This is a genomic window from Terribacillus saccharophilus, from assembly GCF_002272745.1.
Lineage (GTDB): Bacteria > Bacillota > Bacilli > Bacillales > Amphibacillaceae > Terribacillus > Terribacillus saccharophilus_B.
The window spans coordinates 250541-271573 of the sequence record NZ_NPBD01000001.1; the positions used below are offsets into that span (position 1 = coordinate 250541).

General features: G+C 39.7%; 26 protein-coding genes and 2 riboswitches. Of the genes, 21 read left to right on the forward strand and 5 right to left on the reverse strand.

The annotated features are described in order from the left end of the window. Positions 1–13: 13 nt before the first annotated feature. On the reverse strand, positions 14–430 hold the full coding sequence (locus CHH58_RS01230; RefSeq protein ID WP_095261876.1) for an Lrp/AsnC family transcriptional regulator: 417 nt from the start codon (positions 428–430) through the stop codon (positions 14–16). Positions 431–876: 446 nt separating this feature from the next. On the opposite strand from CHH58_RS01230, the gene CHH58_RS01235 reads away from it, so the two are divergent. From CHH58_RS01235 to CHH58_RS01245, 3 genes are all read left to right on the forward strand, one after another. Beyond that, entirely contained in the window at positions 877–1329 is a 453-nt protein-coding gene (locus CHH58_RS01235; RefSeq protein ID WP_095231321.1) for a MarR family winged helix-turn-helix transcriptional regulator, read from the forward strand. A gap of 23 nt (positions 1330–1352) precedes the next feature. Continuing rightward, complete coding sequence (locus CHH58_RS01240; RefSeq protein ID WP_095261877.1) at positions 1353–1871, forward strand: GNAT family N-acetyltransferase; 519 nt, start codon at positions 1353–1355, stop codon at positions 1869–1871. Positions 1872–2131: 260 nt separating this feature from the next. Next, the gene (locus tag CHH58_RS01245; RefSeq protein WP_095261878.1) at positions 2132–3460 is read left to right on the forward strand and encodes an LLM class flavin-dependent oxidoreductase; all 1329 of its coding nucleotides are present in this window, start codon (positions 2132–2134) and stop codon (positions 3458–3460) included. A gap of 56 nt (positions 3461–3516) precedes the next feature. Here the strand turns inward: CHH58_RS01245 and CHH58_RS01250 are convergent, their stop codons facing one another. After that, entirely contained in the window at positions 3517–4431 is a 915-nt protein-coding gene (locus CHH58_RS01250; protein ID WP_095231295.1) for a LysR family transcriptional regulator, read from the reverse strand. A 145-nt stretch (positions 4432–4576) separates the two neighbouring features. Between CHH58_RS01250 and ssuE the strand changes: the two genes are divergently transcribed. Genes ssuE through CHH58_RS01290 form a run of 8 tightly spaced genes read left to right on the forward strand, consistent with a single transcriptional unit; the run spans position 4577 to position 10091 of the window. Further along, the gene (ssuE, locus tag CHH58_RS01255) at positions 4577–5137 is read left to right on the forward strand and encodes an NADPH-dependent FMN reductase (RefSeq protein WP_095261879.1); all 561 of its coding nucleotides are present in this window, start codon (positions 4577–4579) and stop codon (positions 5135–5137) included. Continuing rightward, positions 5112–6143 carry an LLM class flavin-dependent oxidoreductase gene (locus tag CHH58_RS01260; RefSeq protein WP_095233061.1) on the forward strand — a complete coding sequence of 344 codons (1032 nt, stop codon included), beginning with the start codon at positions 5112–5114 and terminating at the stop codon, positions 6141–6143. The genes ssuE and CHH58_RS01260 overlap by 26 nt, the downstream gene beginning before the upstream one ends. Next, a complete protein-coding gene (locus CHH58_RS01265) occupies positions 6143–6397 on the forward strand; it encodes a glutaredoxin family protein (protein WP_095233060.1) in 255 nt (84 codons plus the stop codon). The genes CHH58_RS01260 and CHH58_RS01265 overlap by 1 nt, the downstream gene beginning before the upstream one ends. A gap of 24 nt (positions 6398–6421) precedes the next feature. Further along, complete coding sequence (locus tag CHH58_RS01270) at positions 6422–6988, forward strand: GNAT family N-acetyltransferase (protein ID WP_095234766.1); 567 nt, start codon at positions 6422–6424, stop codon at positions 6986–6988. Between the two features lie 15 nt (positions 6989–7003). After that, entirely contained in the window at positions 7004–7765 is a 762-nt protein-coding gene (locus CHH58_RS01275; RefSeq protein WP_095233058.1) for an amino acid ABC transporter permease, read from the forward strand. Positions 7766–7788: 23 nt separating this feature from the next. Continuing rightward, positions 7789–8622 carry a transporter substrate-binding domain-containing protein gene (locus CHH58_RS01280; protein WP_095234768.1) on the forward strand — a complete coding sequence of 278 codons (834 nt, stop codon included), beginning with the start codon at positions 7789–7791 and terminating at the stop codon, positions 8620–8622. Between the two features lie 21 nt (positions 8623–8643). Beyond that, positions 8644–9354, forward strand: coding sequence for an amino acid ABC transporter permease (locus tag CHH58_RS01285; protein ID WP_095261880.1), 711 nt, complete (start codon positions 8644–8646; stop codon positions 9352–9354). Beyond that, positions 9351–10091: an amino acid ABC transporter ATP-binding protein gene (locus tag CHH58_RS01290; protein ID WP_095261881.1), complete on the forward strand. Its 741-nt coding sequence runs from the start codon at positions 9351–9353 to the stop codon at positions 10089–10091. The genes CHH58_RS01285 and CHH58_RS01290 overlap by 4 nt, the downstream gene beginning before the upstream one ends. Positions 10092–10218: 127 nt before the next feature. Here the strand turns inward: CHH58_RS01290 and CHH58_RS18260 are convergent, their stop codons facing one another. Next, the gene (locus CHH58_RS18260) at positions 10219–10383 is read right to left on the reverse strand and encodes a hypothetical protein (protein WP_170937474.1); all 165 of its coding nucleotides are present in this window, start codon (positions 10381–10383) and stop codon (positions 10219–10221) included. A gap of 164 nt (positions 10384–10547) precedes the next feature. Here CHH58_RS18260 and CHH58_RS01295 point away from each other — a divergent pair, with 164 nt between their 5' ends. The 5 genes from CHH58_RS01295 (at position 10548) to CHH58_RS01315 (ending at position 13702) form a co-directional block, all read left to right on the forward strand. After that, a complete protein-coding gene (locus CHH58_RS01295; protein WP_095261254.1) occupies positions 10548–11351 on the forward strand; it encodes an HAD-IIB family hydrolase in 804 nt (267 codons plus the stop codon). A gap of 60 nt (positions 11352–11411) precedes the next feature. Beyond that, entirely contained in the window at positions 11412–11792 is a 381-nt protein-coding gene (locus CHH58_RS01300; RefSeq protein ID WP_095261253.1) for a VOC family protein, read from the forward strand. Between the two features lie 16 nt (positions 11793–11808). Next, positions 11809–12372 carry a maltose acetyltransferase domain-containing protein gene (locus CHH58_RS01305; RefSeq protein WP_095261882.1) on the forward strand — a complete coding sequence of 188 codons (564 nt, stop codon included), beginning with the start codon at positions 11809–11811 and terminating at the stop codon, positions 12370–12372. A gap of 16 nt (positions 12373–12388) precedes the next feature. Continuing rightward, positions 12389–13390, forward strand: a complete 1002-nt coding sequence (locus CHH58_RS01310; RefSeq protein WP_170937475.1) for an ROK family transcriptional regulator — start codon at positions 12389–12391, stop codon at positions 13388–13390. A 102-nt stretch (positions 13391–13492) separates the two neighbouring features. After that, the gene (locus CHH58_RS01315) at positions 13493–13702 is read left to right on the forward strand and encodes a TM2 domain-containing protein (RefSeq protein WP_095231307.1); all 210 of its coding nucleotides are present in this window, start codon (positions 13493–13495) and stop codon (positions 13700–13702) included. Between the two features lie 73 nt (positions 13703–13775). On the opposite strand, the gene CHH58_RS01320 is transcribed toward CHH58_RS01315, so the two are convergent. Next, positions 13776–14120, reverse strand: coding sequence for a winged helix-turn-helix transcriptional regulator (locus tag CHH58_RS01320; RefSeq protein ID WP_095231308.1), 345 nt, complete (start codon positions 14118–14120; stop codon positions 13776–13778). 278 nt (positions 14121–14398) lie between these two features. Here CHH58_RS01320 and CHH58_RS01325 point away from each other — a divergent pair, with 278 nt between their 5' ends. Further along, positions 14399–15241 carry a sulfurtransferase gene (locus tag CHH58_RS01325; RefSeq protein ID WP_095261884.1) on the forward strand — a complete coding sequence of 281 codons (843 nt, stop codon included), beginning with the start codon at positions 14399–14401 and terminating at the stop codon, positions 15239–15241. Between the two features lie 41 nt (positions 15242–15282). Further along, the gene (locus CHH58_RS01330; protein WP_095234780.1) at positions 15283–16260 is read left to right on the forward strand and encodes an aldo/keto reductase; all 978 of its coding nucleotides are present in this window, start codon (positions 15283–15285) and stop codon (positions 16258–16260) included. Positions 16261–16299: 39 nt separating this feature from the next. Here CHH58_RS01330 and CHH58_RS01335 read toward each other — a convergent pair whose 3' ends face one another. After that, a complete protein-coding gene (locus CHH58_RS01335) occupies positions 16300–17451 on the reverse strand; it encodes an acyl-CoA dehydrogenase family protein (RefSeq protein ID WP_249274998.1) in 1152 nt (383 codons plus the stop codon). A gap of 72 nt (positions 17452–17523) precedes the next feature. Continuing rightward, positions 17524–17629: riboswitch (SAM riboswitch) on the reverse strand. 127 nt (positions 17630–17756) lie between these two features. Further along, positions 17757–17859: riboswitch (SAM riboswitch) on the forward strand. A 92-nt stretch (positions 17860–17951) separates the two neighbouring features. Between CHH58_RS01335 and CHH58_RS01340 the strand changes: the two genes are divergently transcribed. Genes CHH58_RS01340 through CHH58_RS01350 form a run of 3 tightly spaced genes read left to right on the forward strand, consistent with a single transcriptional unit; the run spans position 17952 to position 21014 of the window. Further along, positions 17952–19355, forward strand: a complete 1404-nt coding sequence (locus tag CHH58_RS01340) for an LLM class flavin-dependent oxidoreductase (protein WP_095261886.1) — start codon at positions 17952–17954, stop codon at positions 19353–19355. Beyond that, positions 19352–20383 (forward strand): methionine ABC transporter ATP-binding protein, encoded by a 1032-nt coding sequence (locus CHH58_RS01345; RefSeq protein WP_095261887.1) that lies wholly within the window; start codon positions 19352–19354, stop codon positions 20381–20383. The genes CHH58_RS01340 and CHH58_RS01345 overlap by 4 nt, the downstream gene beginning before the upstream one ends. Next, positions 20352–21014, forward strand: coding sequence for a methionine ABC transporter permease (locus CHH58_RS01350; protein ID WP_095261246.1), 663 nt, complete (start codon positions 20352–20354; stop codon positions 21012–21014). The genes CHH58_RS01345 and CHH58_RS01350 overlap by 32 nt, the downstream gene beginning before the upstream one ends. Positions 21015–21033: the final 19 nt, after the last annotated feature.

Here is a 21033-nt window from a genome sequence, read left to right on the forward strand (position 1 = left end):
TGTTTTTTTAACTTTAGGATTTCAAGCTCTTAATTACAGTTGATAATCTATAAGTGGCGTATTTGTTTAATTCAATTAGGAATTCATCCAAACATTCATTAGATTGAAATCTGCACTCAAGAAGATAACAGCTATCGCCGCTTACTTTAAAGCTATTTAATACTAAATGTTCTTTTGTTTTTAACCATTCAAGAAATGGCTTATGGCTAATGTCATTAAGATAAATGTTCATGAAGACATGCATGTGACAGTTCAATTTTGTTTGATCTATGTTAATTGAATATCCTGTAATAATTTTGTTATCCTCGAGCTTAGCCACTCGAATGGCGACGGCAGCTCCTGACATATTTACTTTTTCCCCTAATTCTTTCATAGAAATACGACCGTTTATGCTTAATTCTTCTAAGATTTTTTTATCTGTACTATCCAAATTATCAACCCTTACTATGTTAAATAAGATATTCAATATAGGTAATCATATATTAACACATAATTTAACGTCTACAAGTTGGATTAACTTATACCTTGCGAACAGAAAGCGTATCTTTATATTTTTTGAAGCAAGTAACATTATTTTAGAAGCAAAAAGTCTTCGGGAGAAGCATCTTTCCCTTATCAAAATGTCTGATTTTACATGAGTGTGATTTCATAACTCCCAATTGCTACTAGGTTGGTAAACTTCTAATTAATGAACGAATTAAAATTATTAAGTATCGAAAAGTAAGGGGATAGTAAGTAGTCTATATAGAAAAGAAATGCTCAATAAATCTCTTGTAACTATCAGCTACATTTTCCGGCCCATTAAAAAGGATTTTTGTTGCAAATGCAACAAAAATCCTTTACTATTTATGTATCAAAAAAAGTGGAGTTGTATATATGAAGGAGATTCTACGCGAGATAGGAATGATCGCCAGGGCATTAGATTCTATAAGTAATATAGAATTTAAAGAATATGATCTTGCCAGGGGGCAGTATTTGTACCTTGTGCGAGTTGTTGAAAACCCGGGAATTATTCAAGAAAAGTTAGCAGAGATGATTAAAGTAGATCGAACAACTGCAGCGCGCGCTATAAAAAAACTTGAAATCAATGGCTTTATCGAAAAGAGAGATGATGAATATAATCAAAAAATCAAGAAACTTTTCCCGACAGAGAAAGGGGAACATGTCTATCATTATATAAGAAGAGAAAATGATCATTCAGATAAGGTTGCATTAGCTGGATTATCTGAAGGAGAAGTAGAAAGCCTATACAATCTTCTGCAAAGAGTCAGAAAGAATATTGAAACAGACTGGGATTTTGTGAAAAAAGGGAACAAACGAAACTATTGATTATGTGAGGAGCTATACATTAAATGACGTCTATAAATATTAGAAAATGCAGCATAGAAGATCTACAGATACTTCAAGAAGTGAGCATCGAAACCTTCAGCGATACATTTAAGGAGCAGAACTCACCTGAAAATATGGCGGCTTACTTGGAGAAAGCATATACCTCAAAAAAGCTAGAAAATGAATTATCAAATGCCTCTTCACAATTCTTCTTCATTTATTTAAATGAAGAACTTGCTGGATACCTTAAGGTGAACACTGGTGATGCGCAGTCTGAAGAAATGGATGACGATACACTTGAAATTGAGAGGATTTATGTGAGAAGTAAATATCAAAAACAGGGTTTAGGAAAGTACCTGATGAACAAAGCAATAGAAATAGCGACTGAATTGAATAAGAAGGCTATTTGGCTGGGAGTGTGGGAAAAGAATCAAAACGCAATTGCGTTTTATAACAAAAATGGTTTTGTTAAAACTGGAGCTCATTCCTTTTATATGGGTGATGAAGAACAAATAGATTTCATATTGACCAAAACTTTATAAAGAACTCATGATTATTTAGCACTGCAAGAGAAGGCGTTAAAATCGCCTTCTCTTTTTTGTGTATTTTTAATGATACCTGCTTAGCTTTGGCACTGTATTCTAATTATATAAAGGGCTGTGAATCGTACAGGCATTCCCAACTATTAAAGATAATAAAGACACACTTTATAAATTCCAATTATACTTACCTGCTCATCTGCCTTATCATTAAAATAATTACAAAATTGGTTATCCATATAAATGAAAAGGAGCTGATATGTATGTCAGGAAAGAAACAGATACAGTTTGGATTAATGTTGCATGGACCAGGTGGCCATATGAATGCATGGAAGGATGAATCTGTTCCAGCAGATGCAAGTGTTAACATTGATTACTATCAATCGATGACCAAACAAGCGGAAGAGGCAGCTTTTCGTTTTGTTTTTGTTGCAGATGGTCTTTATATTAATGAAAAATCAATTCCGCATTTCTTAAATCGGTTTGAGCCGCTGACGATTTTATCTGCACTTGCGTCTGTTACAAAACATATTGGCCTTGTTGGTACTGTTTCAACTTCCTACAGTGAGCCTTTCACAATTGCCCGCCAATTTGCATCGTTAGATAAACTTAGTAAGGGGAGAGCTGGATGGAATGTGGTGACTTCACCACTTGAGGGATCAGCAGAAAATCATACAATCAGAAGTCATCCTAGTCATGCGCTGAGGTATGAGATTGCGGAGGAGTATCTTGAGGTAGTGAATGGACTTTGGAGTTCTTGGGAAGAAGATGCATTTGTGAGGAATCGTACAACAGGCGCTTTCTTCGATAAAGATAAGCTTCATACCTTGAATCACAAAGGTAAGCATTTTTCAGTTAAAGGTCCTCTGAATATTGAACGATCTAATCAAGGTCAGCCAGTTATTTTTCAAGCTGGAGCTTCCGAAGCAGGAAAAAATCTTGCGGCAAAGGGAGCAGATGCTGTCTTTACGAATTCTGATTCAATCGAAAAAGCTAAAGCGTTTTATAGTGATGTGAAAGACAGGGCCACCAAATTGGGAAGGGATAAGTCTGATATTAAGATATTCCCTGGTATACATCCAGTCGTTGGAAAGACGGTAGAAGAGGCAGAAGAAAAATATAATGCAATTAAAAATCTGGTGTCAATTGACGAAGCTCTTAATTATCTGGGGAGATTCTTTGATCATTATGATTTCAGTCAATTCCCTTTGGATGAGTCTTTTCCGGATATTGGAGACGTGGGTTCGAATAGCTTCAAATCAACAACAGATGCTATTAAAAAATCAGCAAAAGAAAATAATTTAACTCTGAGGGAGGTAGCGTTACAAGTAACTACCCCTAAGAGTGCATTTTTCGGAACGTACGAACAGGTTGCGAAACAGTTGATTGAATGGGTGGAAGAGGATGCTGCGGATGGCTTTATTTTTGGCGCTCCTATTCTTGCCAGCGGTCTGAATGAATGGGTGGAGCATGTGATTCCGATATTAGAAGATAAAGGTTATTACGAGAAGACTTATACAGCTGATACTCTGCGAGGGAATCTAGGATTGGCATACAAAGAAAATGCTTATCGCAAAGAAGCAGTTAAGTAATAAATTTCATGCAATATATAAGAGGTTAGCCGTTTTAGGCTAACCTCCTTTTTGGTTTATTTGGTGACAGCAGTAGCTATAACATTAGACGACTTTTTTTGGAATGCATCCTCAATCAAGTCTATTAATTTTAAAGTGGCTCTTCCTGGAGTGTCATTGGTTCTTCTGAGCAGTCCGACTGGCGGAGAAACATTAATGCCGTTTATTTCTATCATTTTTGTGCCTGGGAGTGAGAAGGAGTGGGCGGTACGTGTAAATAGGGAGACTCCCAACCCTGCCTGCACGTAGTGCTTATGTGACATACTGCTGGTAATCTCTAATTTTTTGTACTTTGTGCCGATTGCCTCTACTATATTTTGTTCGATTTGAATACGAATCGGACAATTATACGGAGTGAATAGAATAGTTTCATCTTGCAAATCGGTAACGTCGACCATATTTCTTTCTGCAAGTCGATGGGAAGAAGGCACTAACAAGACAATATCATCTTGATAAAGTGTTCTGAAAATATTCTTCATGGAAACTTCAGGGGCTCCGCAAATGGCAAAGTCAATTTCATCATGATAAAGCAGGGAACTCAATGTGTTGGCATCAGCTACTTGTATAGATAATTCTACATGCGGATACTTATCCTTAAAGTCGGCAATCATCGCAGGAAACTCTAAACTGGCAGTAGGTTCAGAGATGCCTATTCGAATCAATCCTGCAATACCAACCTCTAAATCTTGCAGCGTTTTCGTCAGTTTTTCGTATTCGTGTAATAATGTTTTGGCCCTCTCGTAGAAGACTCGTCCAGATTCAGTTAATTTTAAGGTTTTTCCTCTTTCAAGGAGTTTCTCACCGATTTCCTCTTCCAGATGTTTAATGTGTAGCGTGATTGTTGGCTGTGAATAATTCAAAGCTTCTGCAGCCTTTAAAAAGTTGCCGTGTTTAACGATTGTAGCAAAGGTTCGGATAGCACGGATCTCCATGATAACCCCTCTTTTCTTTGTGATTTTAAAATGCTGAATTTCGTGTTTATTATTACTAATTATACTTTTGCGATTGTTTGCCTTATTATAATTTACATTAGTAACTATTCCAAGAGGTTTAGGCGGAATTAGAAGGAGGTTTACCATGGCTAAAATTACAATAGTGACAGGCGGAAATTCTATTCATTCCCGGCTTACTGGTGTACTGAATCATGTACAAAGGGGTTTGGAAGAAGACGGTACGGAGCTGGATGTAATCCAAGTGCATCAGTTACCGAGTAATGCATTATTAACAGCAGATTTTTCGAACGAAGAAATTGTAGAAGCAATTGAACGTGTAAAAGTAAGTGATGGTGTGGTTTTCCTGACACCGGTCTACAAAGCAGCTTACTCAGGCATCCTAAAGACATTCCTGGATTTGCTTCCGCAGAAGGTGCTGCAAGGAAAGGCAGTGCTGCCACTTGCCTTAGGAGGCACCTATGGTCACCTGCTTGTCCTTGATTATGCACTTAAACCAGTCATTCAGAATCTGGGAGCAACTGTTATACATACAGGTGTCTTCGTATTAGATAAACAAGTCATGAAGCAAGAGGAGAATCAATACGCGCTGGATCTAGAAGCGGTAACCAGATTAAATAGCGCGCTTGCTCTATATAAAAAATCCATAGGAGGAAGAATTGATGTCTATCACACTCAGCATTCTTGATCAAAGTCCTGTTGGAGAAGGAGAACAAGGAGAACAAGCGGTCCGCAATACAGTCAGACTTGCAGAAGCTGCAGAGAAATTAGGCTACCACAGATTTTGGGTATCTGAGCATCATAACAGTAGTCAATTAGCCGGATCGGCTCCCGAAGCGCTCATCGGCTATCTATTGGCTAAGACGAGTACCCTGAAAATTGGATCGGGTGGAGTTATGCTGCAGCACTACAGTCCGTACAAGGTTGCAGAGATATTTCATGTTTTAGCATCGCTTGCCCCGAACAGAGTCGATCTTGGCGTAGGGAAAGCTCCTGGCGGTTTAAATTTATCCACGCAAGCTTTGCAGGAAGATTTCAAGCCGGGACATACAGACTTTTCACAAAAATTACTTGATCTGAAAGCTTATTTGGATAGTGATGAGCAGACAGAAAATTTAAAAGCAACTCCAATACCAAGCGTGGTACCGCAAATGTTTCTGTTAGGAGGAAGCGCCGAGAGCGCTGAACTTGCAGCGAAACTGGGAATATCCTTTGTTTTTGCCTATTTTATAAACGGTGAAGAAGCTGCATTAAAAGAAGCAAGGGATGCTTTTGATAAACACAATTTAGAAGGAGCAAATAATAAATTCTTACTCGCACTAACAGTTGCTGTAGCTGAAGACGAAGAAAAGGCGCTTTCTTACATTAAACATAAGGAATCTGTAAAAATATCATTTTCTGATGGAAGAAAGCTTAATGTTGGTTCTGTAGAAGATGCAAAAGAGCTAGTGAAAGACGCAAATAAGGCAGACTACTATATTAAAATCCAAAAAGCAGGCTATATCGCTGGGACGAAGGTGACTGTCAGTAAAAACATGATTGAATTATCTCGGGTGTATGACATTGATGAATTTATCGTACTATCTCCCATTGTAGATATCGAAGAAAAAATTTCATCGTTCAGATTGCTTAAAGAAGCGCTTGATACGGAACATAACTTTAATAAAAAAAATAATGATGAGGTGAGTGTGTGATGGCTGGGAATAAAAAGATTGTAGTATGGAGCAAACAAGGATGCAGTTATTGTGAGGAAGTTAAAGCGTATTTAACAGAAAAGGCTATCCCATATTCAACGATTGATGTAACAGAAAATGATATTTTTCGGGATATCTTAGAAGTGAAGTATGGCATTCGCTATGTCCCTGTTGTAGAAGTCGGTACTGGATCTGCAGCATATAAAGCAGTCTTGAAACCCGATATAGAAGCTTTGAAGGAAGCATTAGTTTAATACATTTGCGAATGGAGGTTAGTTATGAGTAAAGATATCTTTCGTATAGCTACTGAAGAGGATGCACCGGCTTTCTTGGAATTACTATCCGGTGCTTTTAAACCACTTGGGGAGATGGGAATCGATTGGCCATCAACGAATGCTACCCTGGAGATGGTAACAGATAACATAAAAAAATCAACAGCAGTCGTCCTGGAGCGTGATGGAAGATTGATATCGACTATTACCATTCGTTTCCCGTGGGAAAGCACAAATCCCGTATCAGGATATCCGTTTGTATGGTGGTTCGCAACAGCTCCTGAATTGGCGGGACAGGGTATTGGAAACAGATTACTAGAGTATGTAGAGAAAACCCTGTTAATAGAAACATTTAAAGCTCCCGCTTATACTCTGGGTACTTCTGGTCGTAAACATCCTTGGCTTCTAGAGATGTACGAGCGAAAGGGGTACAAGGGATATTTTGAGCATGAAAATGACAATGGAGACTTAGGTGTACTAATGTACAAAGTACTTATACCGGAACGGTTTGATGCCAATATATTAGGAACACCGCCATTTGAGAATAAAGAAGCCGAAAAGACTTCCAAATAGAGAGGAGGGACATGAGTGAATGAGTTTTTTAAATGGGAATATGTCATCACTTTATTCCCGAAAGTGTTGTCGGCACTGCCGACAACACTGTTAATTGTCTTATTCGCCACGCTGATTGGTAGTTTTCTTGGCCTAATAATCGCTTATTGCAGGATAGAAAGAATACCAGTTTTAAACCAGTTCAGTGCAGTCTACGTTTCGTTTATCCGAGGAACACCTATCTTAGTCCAAATGTTCATTGTATTTTATGGTCTGCCTAGCTTGCTTGGAGCAATAGGTATTGATATTTCGATGTGGGATAAGCTGTATTTCATTTACATTACTTATGGTTTGAGTACAGCAGCTTATTTTTCGGAAATTTTCCGTTCAGCTCTATCAAGTGTTCCGAATTCCCAGTACGAAGCCGCGGCATCAATTGGCTTAACCAAGTGGCAGACCTACCGTAGAACGTTAATACCGCAAGCAGGGAAAATCGCGTTTCCGAATCTTGGGGTTTCTATCGTGAATCTTCTGCAGAATACCTCTCTAGCCTTTTCCTTAGGTGTACTTGACATAATGGGAAAAGTACAGACTCTAGGGGCTTTGTATTATCGTGTGTTAGAAGGTTACTTTATAGCTGCTGTGATTTTTATTGTGCTAAGTATCTCCTTGGAAAAAGTGTTCGATATTTTAGAAAGAAGAATCAATGCACCAAAAAGAATCAAACAAAACAATGTGCAGCCTTTGCAGTTAGATAGAGCCGAAGCAGCCCTGACAGTTCAAAAGAACATTAAATAATTGTAAAAATGGGAGGTAATAGTATGAAAATTAATTCAATATTCAAAAAACAAAACTTTATTGGGATTCTCGTACTTATGACGCTACTGCTTTCTGCCTGTGGAAGTGCAGATATTGCAGAAGAAGCAAATGCTGCCAATAACGACCCAGATGCAAAAGAATTGGTTGTAGGAACAGGGAATGCATACCAGCCTTTTGTTTATTTAGATGAAAACGGAAAACTTACAGGGTATGAGAAAGCAGTCCTCGATGAAGTAGATAAACTGCTGCCACAGTACAAATTCAAATACGAATCATATGAGTTTAAGAATATCTTGCCCGCCTTGGATGCGGATAAAGTGGATTTAGCCGCTCATCAATATGAAACCAATGAGGAGAGGCAAGAAAAGTATTTGTTTGGAACAGTTGGGTACACGGATTATACAAGCTATGTTGTGGTAGACGAAGATTCAGGTAATGATTTTCAAACACTGGATGATCTGGCAGGACGGAAAGTACACACATCGGCAGGAAGCAATTTCGCCTACCTTTTGGAGCAATATAATGAAGAACATGACAATAAGATTGAAATTGTCTATGGAGATGGCGGTAATGAAGTGCTGATAAACAATCTCCAAAATGGCACAGTGGATGCGGCGCTATTGACCAAATATGATGTGGATAAACTCAATAAACAATTCAATGCTAATCTCGTTACATCAGGGGAACCCGTGAATGTTTCGAAAACGTATTATCTCTTCCAAAACGACAATACAAAACTTCAAGAGGAAATAGATGGTGCATTACAAGAGCTGATTGACAATGGGAAGTTGTCCGAGCTTTCCGAAGAATATCTTGGGGGAGACTTTACGAAATAATAAGGGAAGGGACCAGTGAGTATGGATTTTGACTTTGCTTTTATGTTTGAAGCTTTTCTAGCTGCGCTTCACTACTTACCTACTACACTGCTTTTAGGGTTTCTGCCGCTCGTATTTGGCTCTATTATTGGGTTGGGAATCGCATTGATACGTCACTATAAGATACCGATACTCTCCGTGCTTTTCAAATGGTTCGTGACAATATTCAAGGCTATACCTGTTGTTTTAATCCTGCTAGTTTCCTATCTTGTCTTCTCGGACTCCGTGGATAAAATTGCTGATTCTCTTTCCTGGTCTATTCGGTTCAGCGATTTAGATAGAAGATGGATTGCTATTTTTGCACTTACTTTATATGCTACAAGTGGTTTGTCGGAAATATTCAGAGGCGCTTTAGCTTCTATTCCAAAAGGGCAGATCGACGCAGCCTATTCCATTGGCTTGACTAACATACAAGTATTGCGCAGAGTAATGATCCCTCAAGTGATTCCACTGGCCCTGCCATTATTGAATAATACGCTAATCAGTCTTATCAAAGCTTCTTCACTCGTCTCAATGGTATCTGTTGTGGATATTCTTAATGGAGCGTTAATTGAAGCAAATGTGAATTATCGATATCTGGAAGCATATATAGCTGTATCACTCATTTACTGGGCAGTATGTGCTGCTATCGAAGCAGTAACAGCTGGATACGGAAAATATGCAAACAAGAGCAGAAGGAGACAATTTGCATGATTGAAATAAAAAATATATCTAAATCATTCGGTAAAAATAACATATTAAAGGGAATTGACTTAAGCATAAATAAAGGAGAAGTAGTAGTGATTCTAGGGCCGAGCGGTTCTGGAAAATCAACCTTTCTACGATGCCTCAACTTCTTGGAACGAGCTGATGCAGGTGAAATCAGCATAGATCAGACGAAAGTAGAATTCAACAAAGCAAAATCTAAAGAAATACTGGCGTTACGCAGAAAAACAGCGATGGTCTTTCAACAATACGATCTCTTTCATCACAAGTCAGCCATCGAAAATATTGTAGAAGGTTTAATTATTGCACGGAAAATCCCCAAGCATAAAGCTTATGAAATAGGCATGGATTTATTGGACAAAGTAGGGCTGAAAGAGAAAAGAGATGCATATCCACATCAATTATCTGGTGGACAGCAGCAGCGTATTGGCATAGCAAGAGCTCTTGCATTAACTCCGGAAGTGATCTTATTCGATGAACCTACTTCGGCATTAGATCCTGAATTAGTTGGAGAGACATTGGATGTGATAAAAAAAGTTGCCCAAACTGGAGTAACTATGATCATTGTCACCCATGAGATGAGTTTTGCGTATGAGATCGCGGATAGAGTGATTTTCATGGAAGACGGTGTAGTAGTAGAAGAAGGTACACCAAAAGAAGTTTTTGAACAAACGAGAGAAGAGAGGACAAAGCAATTCCTTGCAAGGTTTGCTTATGCTAGATAAATGAAAGTAAAAAAGCTGCTTTTCACTTTGGTGATTCGCAGCTTTTTTAGTGCTGTCAGCATAACCCCATTTTTGTTTTGCGTAACAACACATTCATGCTGCTTTTTACATTGTAATAAAAAAAGGATTAGTACTGGTTGTTGTTTCGATTGGAGATTATATATTTTTCAGCGTCTCTCTTAGCTTTTTGTGCGACGGCTGCAGAGATTTCATCAGGAGAATGGAAAAGATCTTTAGGAGTGGTAACAGTGATAACGACTACAACGAGAATGCCAATCAATAGCAATAACATCTTACGTCTCCTTTTGTTTTTTCTAAGTATTCTCATTATAAATAGCCCTTGTGTACATTATGTGTTGTCTTGTGATTCTTCTCGAATAAAAAATTATTGACATGAAATCGATCCCAGGATGTATGCTTCATTCGTACTTACTACAAGTGAAGGAGATACGATATATGCTGAAATTGGTTGTAACAGACTTAGACGGGACTTTCTTGAATAATGAGGGGAGTTTTGACAAAGAGCTTTTCGATGAAACACACAAAATGATGAAAGAAAATGGTGTTGTCTTTGCGGCTTGTACAGGAAAACAGTGTGAAAGGGTCGAAGAATTGTTTGATGGACATTCCGATATTTGGGTGTTGGGGGATAGTGCTACTCGCATTAAAAGAGATGGAGAACTGATAAAAGATTTCCCGCTCGATAAGGCGTTGGGAAATGAACTTATACGCGGTATAGAGGCTTATGATCACAGAGTAACTGTTATTGCGTGTACTGGGGAATCAGCATATGTAAGCTCAGATATATCAGAAATTGATTATCGTGTTGTCCGAGACTCCTATAAAGAATTAAGAAAGACAGACGATTTAACAGCCATAAAATCTGATCTTGTTAAAATCACGATTTATGATAAGTCACAAAGGTCAGCTCAAATAAAACAGCACTTGTTAGAGCAGGAGTATACTAAAACAGTTTATATGGTTGCTTCTGAACCAGCTTGGCTGGATATCACAGCAGCTGATGTTCATAAGGGAAAAACCGTTCAAAAGCTGCAAGAAATTGTGGGAGCAACGAAAGAAGAAACGATGTCATTTGGAGATGGAGAGAATGACGTAGAGTTAATGAGCATTGCTGCATATAACTTTGCAATGGCGAACGCATGTGAAAATACGAAAGCTGCTGCCAGCTTTATTACCAAAACAAATGAAGAGAATAGTGTACTGCTTACAATTCAAAAGATGATTAGATTGATGAAGTGAAATTTCTTTTGTAAACTTATTAAAGTAGTTTAATAAGTTCAGTGGAAGGAGAGGCTGACATTGAAAATTGAACACATTGCTATCTGGGTGAAAGATATCGAGCGTATGAAGGAATTTTACACACATTATTTTGCAGCAGAGAGTAACAGTCGGTATGTAAATGAAAAGAAGGGATTTGCCTCCTATTTTCTTACTTTTTCGAGTGGTTCCAGACTGGAACTAATGAAGAAGGTGGGGATCAATAAGGAAGCGCAACCTGATCAGTTAGGGTGGGCCCATGTAGCATTTTCTGTTGGCAGTAAGGAAGAGGTTGATAGATTAACTGAAAGAATCAGGGAGGACGGTTATATGATTCTTGGTGAACCTCGTACTACAGGAGATGGCTATTATGAGAGCGTCATAGAAGATCCTGAAGGAAACATAATCGAAATTACTATTTAGGAGGAATGATTGACGAATGCCTTTCACCGAGAAAGAGAAAATGGCAGCAGGTGAATTATACCTGTCTGCTGACAAAGAACTATTAGAGAACAGAGTAGAGGCGCAAGAACTTCTATATCAGTACAACTATACAAGAGGATACGAAGAGAAGCACCGCAAGGAAATATTGAAGCATCTTTTAGGGGCTTCCGATGAGACAACAACCATCATGCCAACTTTTCGCTGTGATTATGGATTTCATATCTTTGTCGGAAAGAATTTTTATGCGAATTTTGATTGTGTTATGCTTGATGTATGTAAAATACGAATAGGAGATAATTGCATGTTTGGGCCGGGGGTTCATATCTACACAGCAACACACCCGTTAGACCCAGCAGAACGCAATTCTGGACTGGAGTTTGGCAAGCCGGTCACCATTGGAGATAATGTATGGATAGGTGGACGTGCAGTAATCAATCCAGGAGTAGTTATCGGCAATAATGTTGTTGTAGCCTCGGGGTCTGTTGTGACAAAAAGTGTGCCTGACAATGTTGTGGTTGGAGGTAACCCTGCACGTATTCTCAAAGCTATTGAAGTATAGAAGGAAGGTATTAACGTTGGATGAACAGATGACAATGCAGGATCAGGTGAAAGCAAACATTATAAGAGGGATACGGAAATTGCTGCTGAACTCTCATAGTATGTCAAAAGCAGAAATCACAGAAGCGCTTTCGATAAGCTTTCCGACTGTCAGCAAGTTCATCCAGGAGATGGTAAATCGAGGAGAAGTGCTCTCCTTGGGCCTTTTACCATCTGCAGGAGGCAGGAGGGCTCGTAACTTTGCCTTTAATCCTGACTTTGTACATACATTGCTAGTTTACCTAGAAAAAGAGGAAACAAAGTATGTCATCACGGATGCCTTCAACAAAAAGATACAGGAAGATGCTGTAGAGAGCTTTTTAAAGCAGGATCCACGTGCATTATCTGCATTTCTGAGAACGAAATTGATAGATGACCCTTCCATACGGACTATCGCAATGGGCATACCAGGGGCTGTAAATGGAGACGTTATAAGCTACATACCAGGTTATCCTCTTTATGCAAATCAAAATATGAGAGACATTTTAAACCTGCCAGTTGAAATAATAATTGAGAACGACATGAATGCTGCAGTTATCGGTTACCAGAACAGAAAGGGTCTATCCAGTGATGCTTCCCTTGTTTACATATACATGGGGGCGAATGGACCAGGAGCGGGTATTCTAATTAATGGCAAACTAGTTAAAGGGCATACGATGTTCAGCGGGGAAATATCGTTTATTCCTATTAATGATAATAACCGATTCCTACCAGAAAGCGGCTTTGATCTAGAAGATGAGAGGTTTATAGCACTGATATCAAAATTAATTCAAACCATCAGCGCCTTGTTAAACCCGTCGCAAATTATTTTCCATCAGTCGGAAGTAAATGAGCTATTTCTAAATAAAGTTAACGAAAATGTAAGGCGATATTTCCCTTCAGAGCACCTACCTGAATTGTATGTAAGTGATTGGGATAAGGACTATAAAGAAGGGCTTTGGGATATTGCTAAGTCGAAGTTATGTGAGATGAGTTTCTAATATATTTCAAATAATACGTATATTTCCCAAAATTTAAATCTAATTTCTACTTTTGAGCTATACTATTAAAGTATTTATAATATAGTTTCTAAAGGGGTAGCCATGAAGAACAAGATTGTTGCTGGAGTACTTGGGATTTTATTGGGAAACTTAGGAATTCATAAATTTTATTTGGGTAATATAGGCTTGGGGATTTTGTATATATTATTTTCCTGGACAGTAATTCCAGGTATTATTGGGTTTGTTGAAGGGCTTATATATTTGTTTCAATCAGAAGAAGAATTCGATGCGAAACATAATCGAAACTGGTAATTGACTATAAAAAACCGGTGGCTGCAAAAAGGCAGTTGCCGGTTTTTGTTAATTAAAAGGCAGATTATAGATCTCATTCTGCTTCTTGCATATCTTTAAGCGTATTTAAATATTCTACTCCCCATGAATCCATTACGGAAATGATCGGGCGTAGTGAATTTCCTAATTCGCTAAGTTCATACTCTACTCTAGGCGGCACTTCTGCGTACACATACCGAACTAATATGCCGTCTTCTTCCATTGATCGAAGGTTCTGGGTCAAAACCTTTTGACTGATACCGTCTATGCTTCTGCGGAGTTCATTGAATCTTTTTCTTTCCTTTAATAGCTGCTGTAAAATAAGCAACTTCCACTTACTTCCTATCAAACCGACTGTCGTAGCAACCGGGCAAACTGGGAGATCTTTTTTTGCTATCAAACGTATATACCTCCATTAGTATTAAATGGGCTGTTGGTTTAAATAATATCCTTGGAGTCTTATTGTAACTTCGAGCTAGAAGAGCTGCAACTACAAAAAGCCTAATAAAAGGAACATTGTTAAGTGGAGAGTTTATGAATATCTAGGAATCTACAGGCATAGCTTCGAGATTCCTTGAAGGAAACTGCCGTATAAATCTAGTATATATAAGATGAGTGAGGGAACTTTTATAAAGAGATTATATGGTTTTATTCTAAATTTGTGAGGGGTTATATAAGGTGAATTTTGTAGTGGGTAAGGAATGGCTAAATGAAAATTTAAATAACGAACAGATTAAGATTGTAGATTGCCGGTTTGAATTAGGTAATCCAGATAAAGGAGCAGATCTTTACGAGGAAGGTCATATTCCTGGTGCTGTTTATTTTGATTTAGAAAAACAGCTTTCAGCTCCTGTTTCAAAACATGGCGGAAGACACCCGCTGCCAGAAATAGCTCGATTTAAATCTTATATTGAGAAAGCGGGAATCGACAATACAAAAACGGTTATCGCCTATGACGGTGGAGAAGGATCATATGCTTCTCGATTTTGGTGGCTGCTTCAATTTTTAGGGCATGAAAAAGTATTTGTATTGAATGAGGGTTTTAAAGGATGGATTGAAGCTAGATACATGACGACAAAGGATATACCTGAATATGAAGCAACTGAATTTGAAGTGAACATTAGAAAAGAGATGATGGCTTCTTATGAGGAAGTAAAAGAAGTTGTCGAACAAGAGAAAAAGTCTCCAATATTAATCGATTCAAGAGAGGAACGACGCTACATAGGCGAAGTGGAACCAATTGATAGAATACCTGGCCATATTCCTAGCGCCATTAATAAATTTTGGGCGGAAGGATTGGAACAGGGTTCATTTAAAGACAGCGAAGAACAGAAAAATAGATTTGCGGAGCTGGATACTAAAGATCCAGTTATCGTGTATTGCGGATCAGGTGTAACGGCTGCTTCTAACTACATTGCTTTAAAAATGGCTGGGTTCGAGAATGTAAAGTTATACGCGGGAAGCTATAGCGATTGGGTTTCGTATGAGCAAAATCCCGTTGCGAAGGGGAAAAATCAATAACAAGAAAAACCCTAAAAAATCATAGACTGGAGATCTTCATTATGAACTATCAATACCTTGGTAAATCTGGTTTGAAGGTAAGCAGACTTTGTTTAGGTACGATGAATTTTGGCACTACTACGGAAGAAAAGGATGCATTTAGAATTATGGATGCAGCACTTGATGCCGGTATTAATTTCTTTGATACGGCGAATGTATACGGTGCAGAAAATCGAGGCCTTACAGAATCAATTATCGGAAAATGGTTCAAGCAAGGCGGAGGTCGAAGAGAGAAAGTGGTCTTAGGTACAAAAGTATACGGAAGCATGCATAATGCTGCCGATGGTCCAAATGATGAGGCGGGGTTGTCAGCATATAAAATTCGGCGTCATCTTGAAGAATCTTTAAAGCGCTTGCAAACAGATCACATTGAGCTGTATCAAATGCATCATATTGATCCTGCCGTAACTTGGGAAGAGCTTTGGGGAGCTTTTGAATTAGGAATCAGCCAAGGAAAGATAGGTTATGTCGGCTCTAGTAACTTTGCTGCATGGCAGCTGGCTGTAGCACAAGGAGCAGCTAAAAACCGTCATTTCTTAGGGCTAGTATCAGAACAGCATAAATACAATCTCAACTGTCGATATGCTGAATTGGAAGTTTTGCCAGCGGCGAAACATCTTGGGATTGGCATTATCACTTGGAGTCCTTTGGATGGAGGTCTGCTTGGCCGGAATGCACTTAAAAAATTGCCAGGAAGCCGAAGTGATAAGATTGGTGATAAAATTAATGCGCAGCGAACACAATTGGAGCAATTCGGTCAACTATGTGAAGAAGTAGGAGAAACACAGGATAATATTGCCCTCGCATGGCAGCTTGCTAATCCTGCTGTAACAGCTCCAATTATTGGACCGCGTACGATTGAACAATTCGAGAGTACATTAACTGCACTCGAAATCAATCTTAATGAATCTGTTTTAAAACGACTGGACGAGATTTTCCCTGGTCCAGGTGGTTCAGCTCCATATGCATATGCTTGGTAAATAGGAAAACTCCTGAATCCACTATGGATTCAGGAGTTTTTACTGTCGAAAGACTGCATCGGCAAGCGAATAAACAACTGCATCATCAGTGGGCGGGTTATGTAAGCCAGCTCGCACATCACGAAAGTGACGCTGGAGCGGATTGTCAGCAGACAAACTTCTGGCTCCGACTATACGCATGCAGAGATCCACAACTTCATTCGCTTTATTGGTAACAATATGTTTAGCTGCAGCTAAATCAGGACTCATTTCCGATCTTTTTTCAGGATACTCAACCCACTTTCTGGCTGTAGCGTAAAGTACTTCTCTGGCATTAAAAAGAGCTAGTTCTATCTCGCCGATTTTTCTTCTGACTTCTGGTACATCTTTGATTGGACCCGGCAAGGAAACAGGCTGGAAATCTGAAGCAAATTGAATTGTATAATCTCTAGCAGCAACAGCTATACCAAGGTATACAGCCGCGATCTGCAAGTACCAGCCTCTTGGAGTGGAAGTGCCTTTATTCTCTTCTATAAGTAGTGTATCCTGGTCCACAATTACGTCTTCTAAAATCAAATCATCACTTCTTGTTCCTCTCATTGCGATACTATCCCATGTTTCTACTACAGATACTCCTTCTAGGGAATGATCGATCAAAAAGAAGCCTTTGTTCCCAGAAGGAAGTATAGTGGCTGTGGCAATGCTGTAGTCCAAAGCAGCAGCCATCGAAGCGAAGGATTTACGACCATTGATTCTCCATTTTGAACCTTCCAGTATTGCAGTTGTCCTCGGAGCTGCTCCTCGCGAAGGACTGCCGGTTGCGTTTTCTGTTTGAACCAAGTTAAGAAGAATTTTGTCATGTATGATTTTATTACTGAGATTTTTGAAGCTTTGTTCATCCCATTTTTTACTTTCTGCATTTTCCAGTACAACACCAAGCTGCCAGCCAAATGATAGAGCCGTAGGAGCATCGCCTTGAGCAAGTATCTCTTGAACGTGTAAGTACTCCACGAGGTTTAAACCTGTGCCTCCATATTCCGTCGGCACAGTAAGAGACAAAAAGTCGCTCTCCTTTAACGCTTGAAAGTTTTCATAGGGAAACTCCCCGCTGCTATCAATATGGGCTGCGCGTTGCTTAAATTTTTCAGAAAGGATCTTTGCTTTCTGAATCACTTGATCAAACACTTTTGTTTTCTCTGCGGTTTCTCGCATGAACATTCTCCTTATCCAATAAATTAAAAAACCTCTTTCATGAGAAAGAGGTGATGTTTATGTAAGCATTCTCTCTCATCTCTCAGACAAGTCTGTCTGCTGGAATTAGCACCTTGCTTCAAACAAGCGGTTGCTGCAGGGTCGTTGGACCAGTTCCTACCCTGACTCTAGATAAGTGTGTTTATTCGGTTGTCGGCATAAATATAAGTCATATACGGAATATTGTCAATTATATATTTAATTTCGAAAACTCAATTGACAGGCAATGGACTGTCCTGTATATTGAGCTTTAATTCAATAAGCATTTCTTATCCAGAGAGGTGGAGGGACTGGCCCTTTGAAGCCTCGGCAACAGACTGCTGCAGTACTGTGCCAATTCCAGCAAGCTACTAGCTTGAAAGATGAGAAGAGAGTGGACGTTGTACGCCTGCGTCGACTAAGTAAGACCTCTTCTTAATCTAAGAAGAGGTCTTTTATTTGTGAAAAATGGAGGGGTAAAAGTGGGAAAGCAAATTATTTTGAATGCATTTGATATGAATAGTGCGATGCATAACTCGCATGGGTTATGGAAGCACCCAGAGAGCAAGCGGCATCGGCAATATAAGGATTTGAATTATTGGATTGATCTGGCGAAGCTATTGGAACGCGGAAAATTTGATGCTATCTTCTTTGCCGATGTACTAGGTATCTATGATATTTACCGGAATAGTAAAGCTCCTTCTATCAGGGACGGTCTGCAGGTTCCGTTAAATGATCCGGCGTTATTGATTTCTGCAATGGCTAGTGTTACCGAAAATTTAGGGTTCGCAGTTACGGTAAGTACTACATATGAACCGCCATTCGGTAATGCGCGACGTTTTTCCACGCTGGATCATCTGACAAAGGGAAGAGTTGCTTGGAATGTCGTGACCTCCTATCTTCCAAACGCTGCCCGTAACTTTGGTTTGACTGACATGATCAAGCACGATGAGCGGTATGAGATTGCCGACGAATTCCTGGAGGTTTCTTATAAGTTATGGGAAAGCAGCTGGGAGGAGGATGCAGTTGTTGAAGATCTACAAAACCAAGTGCTCGTGAAGCCTGAAAAAGTGCATGAAATCAATCATGAAGGTCAGTACTTCCAGGTTGAGGGACCGCATTTGAGTGAGCCTTCTCCGCAGCGGACTCCTGTTATTTATCAAGCTGGTACGTCTGAAAAGGGACGGGAATTTGCTTCTAGGCATGCGGAATGTGTTTTTGTTGGAGGACCTACTGCTGAACGTATCCGTTATTATGCAGAGGATATAAGGGAGAGAGCTGCCAAGCATGGTCGAAATCCAGATCATGTTAAGATTTTCTCATTCCTTAGCGTCATTGTAGCGAAAACTACCGAAGAGGCACAGCAAAAGTATCAGGCATACACGAGTCATTGGAGCTCTGATGCAGCCAAAGCACAATTTGGGGCAAGCGGCTACGACATTTCCGAATATGAGGAGCTAGATCCTAACGAGCCGTTTACATATGGCAAAACAACAGAAGGCGGCCACTACAAAGCAGCCTCACTGACGAAGGATGCATCCAAGCAGCTGACAGTAGGCGAAGCGTTGAAACGATTTGATACACCTGACAAAAGTTTGATAGTTGGGAATCCAGAAGAGGTGGCAGATGCTATTCAGCATCAATTCGAGGTATCCGGAGTGGACGGTTTTAATTTGAACCATCTTGTTACACCTGGAGATTTAGAGTCTTTTGTTGATCTGGTTATCCCGATTCTTCAAGAACGCGGACTTTATAAACAATCCTATAAAACTGGTACATTGAGAGAAAAATTGTTTGATTATGAATCAAGCAGACTTCCATCAGGGCATCCTGCAAGTAACTATCGACTACGGAAAGTAGCGACAGGAGAGGGTGATCAAAGGTGATAAAACTGGAGAACATCTCAAAGAAGTACAACAGCAAGGGCAAGCAAATCATTGGCGTTGACGATGTGACACTAACTGTTGAAGCTGGGGAAGTTTTTGGGATTGTTGGGTACAGCGGTGCAGGCAAGAGTACGTTGCTGCGCTGCATTAATTTACTGGAAAAGCCAACGTCTGGGAAAGTATTTGTCGATGGAGTTAATTTGCATGAGCTCTCGCCAAAGGATCTGCGAAAAGCTAGGCAGTCAATTGGCATGATCTTTCAAGGCTTTCATCTTGTCTCCTCTAAAACGGTATTTGAAAATGTTGCATTTGCATTAAGAGCTGCAGGAGCAGACAAAAAGCAGATTAAACTGCGAGTAGAAGAGCTGCTAGCCTTGGTGGGATTGGAGGATCGAAGGGATCAGTATCCAGCACAGCTTAGTGGCGGCCAGAAGCAGAGGGTTAGTATTGCTCGAGCTCTTGCGAATCAGCCGAAGATCCTTTTATGTGATGAAGCTACTTCTGCCCTGGATCCTGGTACGACAAAATCGATTCTCTCTCTGTTAAAGAAAATTAATAGAGAACTGGGCCTGACTATCGTTGTCATTACACACGAGATGGAGGTTGTAAAAGAAATCTGCAGCCGCTGTGCGGTTATGCAGGATGGGAAGGTGGTCGAGCAAGGTTCAACCTATGACATCTTCTCAGACCCTGCTAATCCTCTGACAGTATCTTTTATCCAGACTGTACTTAATTTTGATCTTCCGAAAGAGTTATTGGAAGAGATAAACGGAAAGCTTGTCAGGCTGCAATTCAAAGGCAGTATTGCCGCAGAAGCAGTTGTATCAGACATGCTGCAGGCATTTCCAATTCGCGGTAATATTCTGCATGGCAAAGTAGAGTACATTCAAAGCAAGCCATTAGGAATTTTTATCATGGAATTGAACGGAAATGAAGCGGAAGTAAATAAAGCAATTGCTTATCTAAGAGACAAAGTAAGCAAGGTGGAGGTGTTGGATGATGGAACGCGTAATCGCCATCTTGCCTGAATTGAACCAAGCATTTCTTGAAACGCTTTTAATGGTCTCCATCGCTTTAGCTGTGGCGATCTTGATAGGGTTACCATTTGGGATACTGTTGTTTGTTACAGATCGCGGATTATTTTTGGAAAACGTACTAGTAAAAAGAGTGGCAGGATTGGTTATCAATCTCATTCGATCCGTTCCTTTCGTCATTCTGCTTGTCTTCTTACTGCCGTTTACGCAATTTCTTCTCAATACGACCATTGGGCCTTTAGCTGCCTCTGTATCCTTATCTGTTGCAGCTATACCGTTTTATGCAAGAATCGTAGAGTCCTCAGCTAGGGACATAGATAAGGGCGTGATAGAAGCAGCTATTGCTGTAGGTGCTTCTCCGTGGATGATTATCAAAAGCATCATCCTTCCAGAAGTAAAGCCGGGTTTAATAACAGGACTAACCATTACAGCAATCAGTCTTATTGGGTATTCTGCCATGGCGGGAACAATAGGTGGAGGCGGAATCGGCGATTTGGCAATAAGGTATGGATATTATCGCTACGATAATACAATTATGTTCACCACAGTTATCGTACTGATTGTACTCGTTCAAGTTGTTCAATACCTAGGTGATCTCGTAGCAAGAGTCGTATCAAAAAGATGAACTCACAGGGGGAACAAAA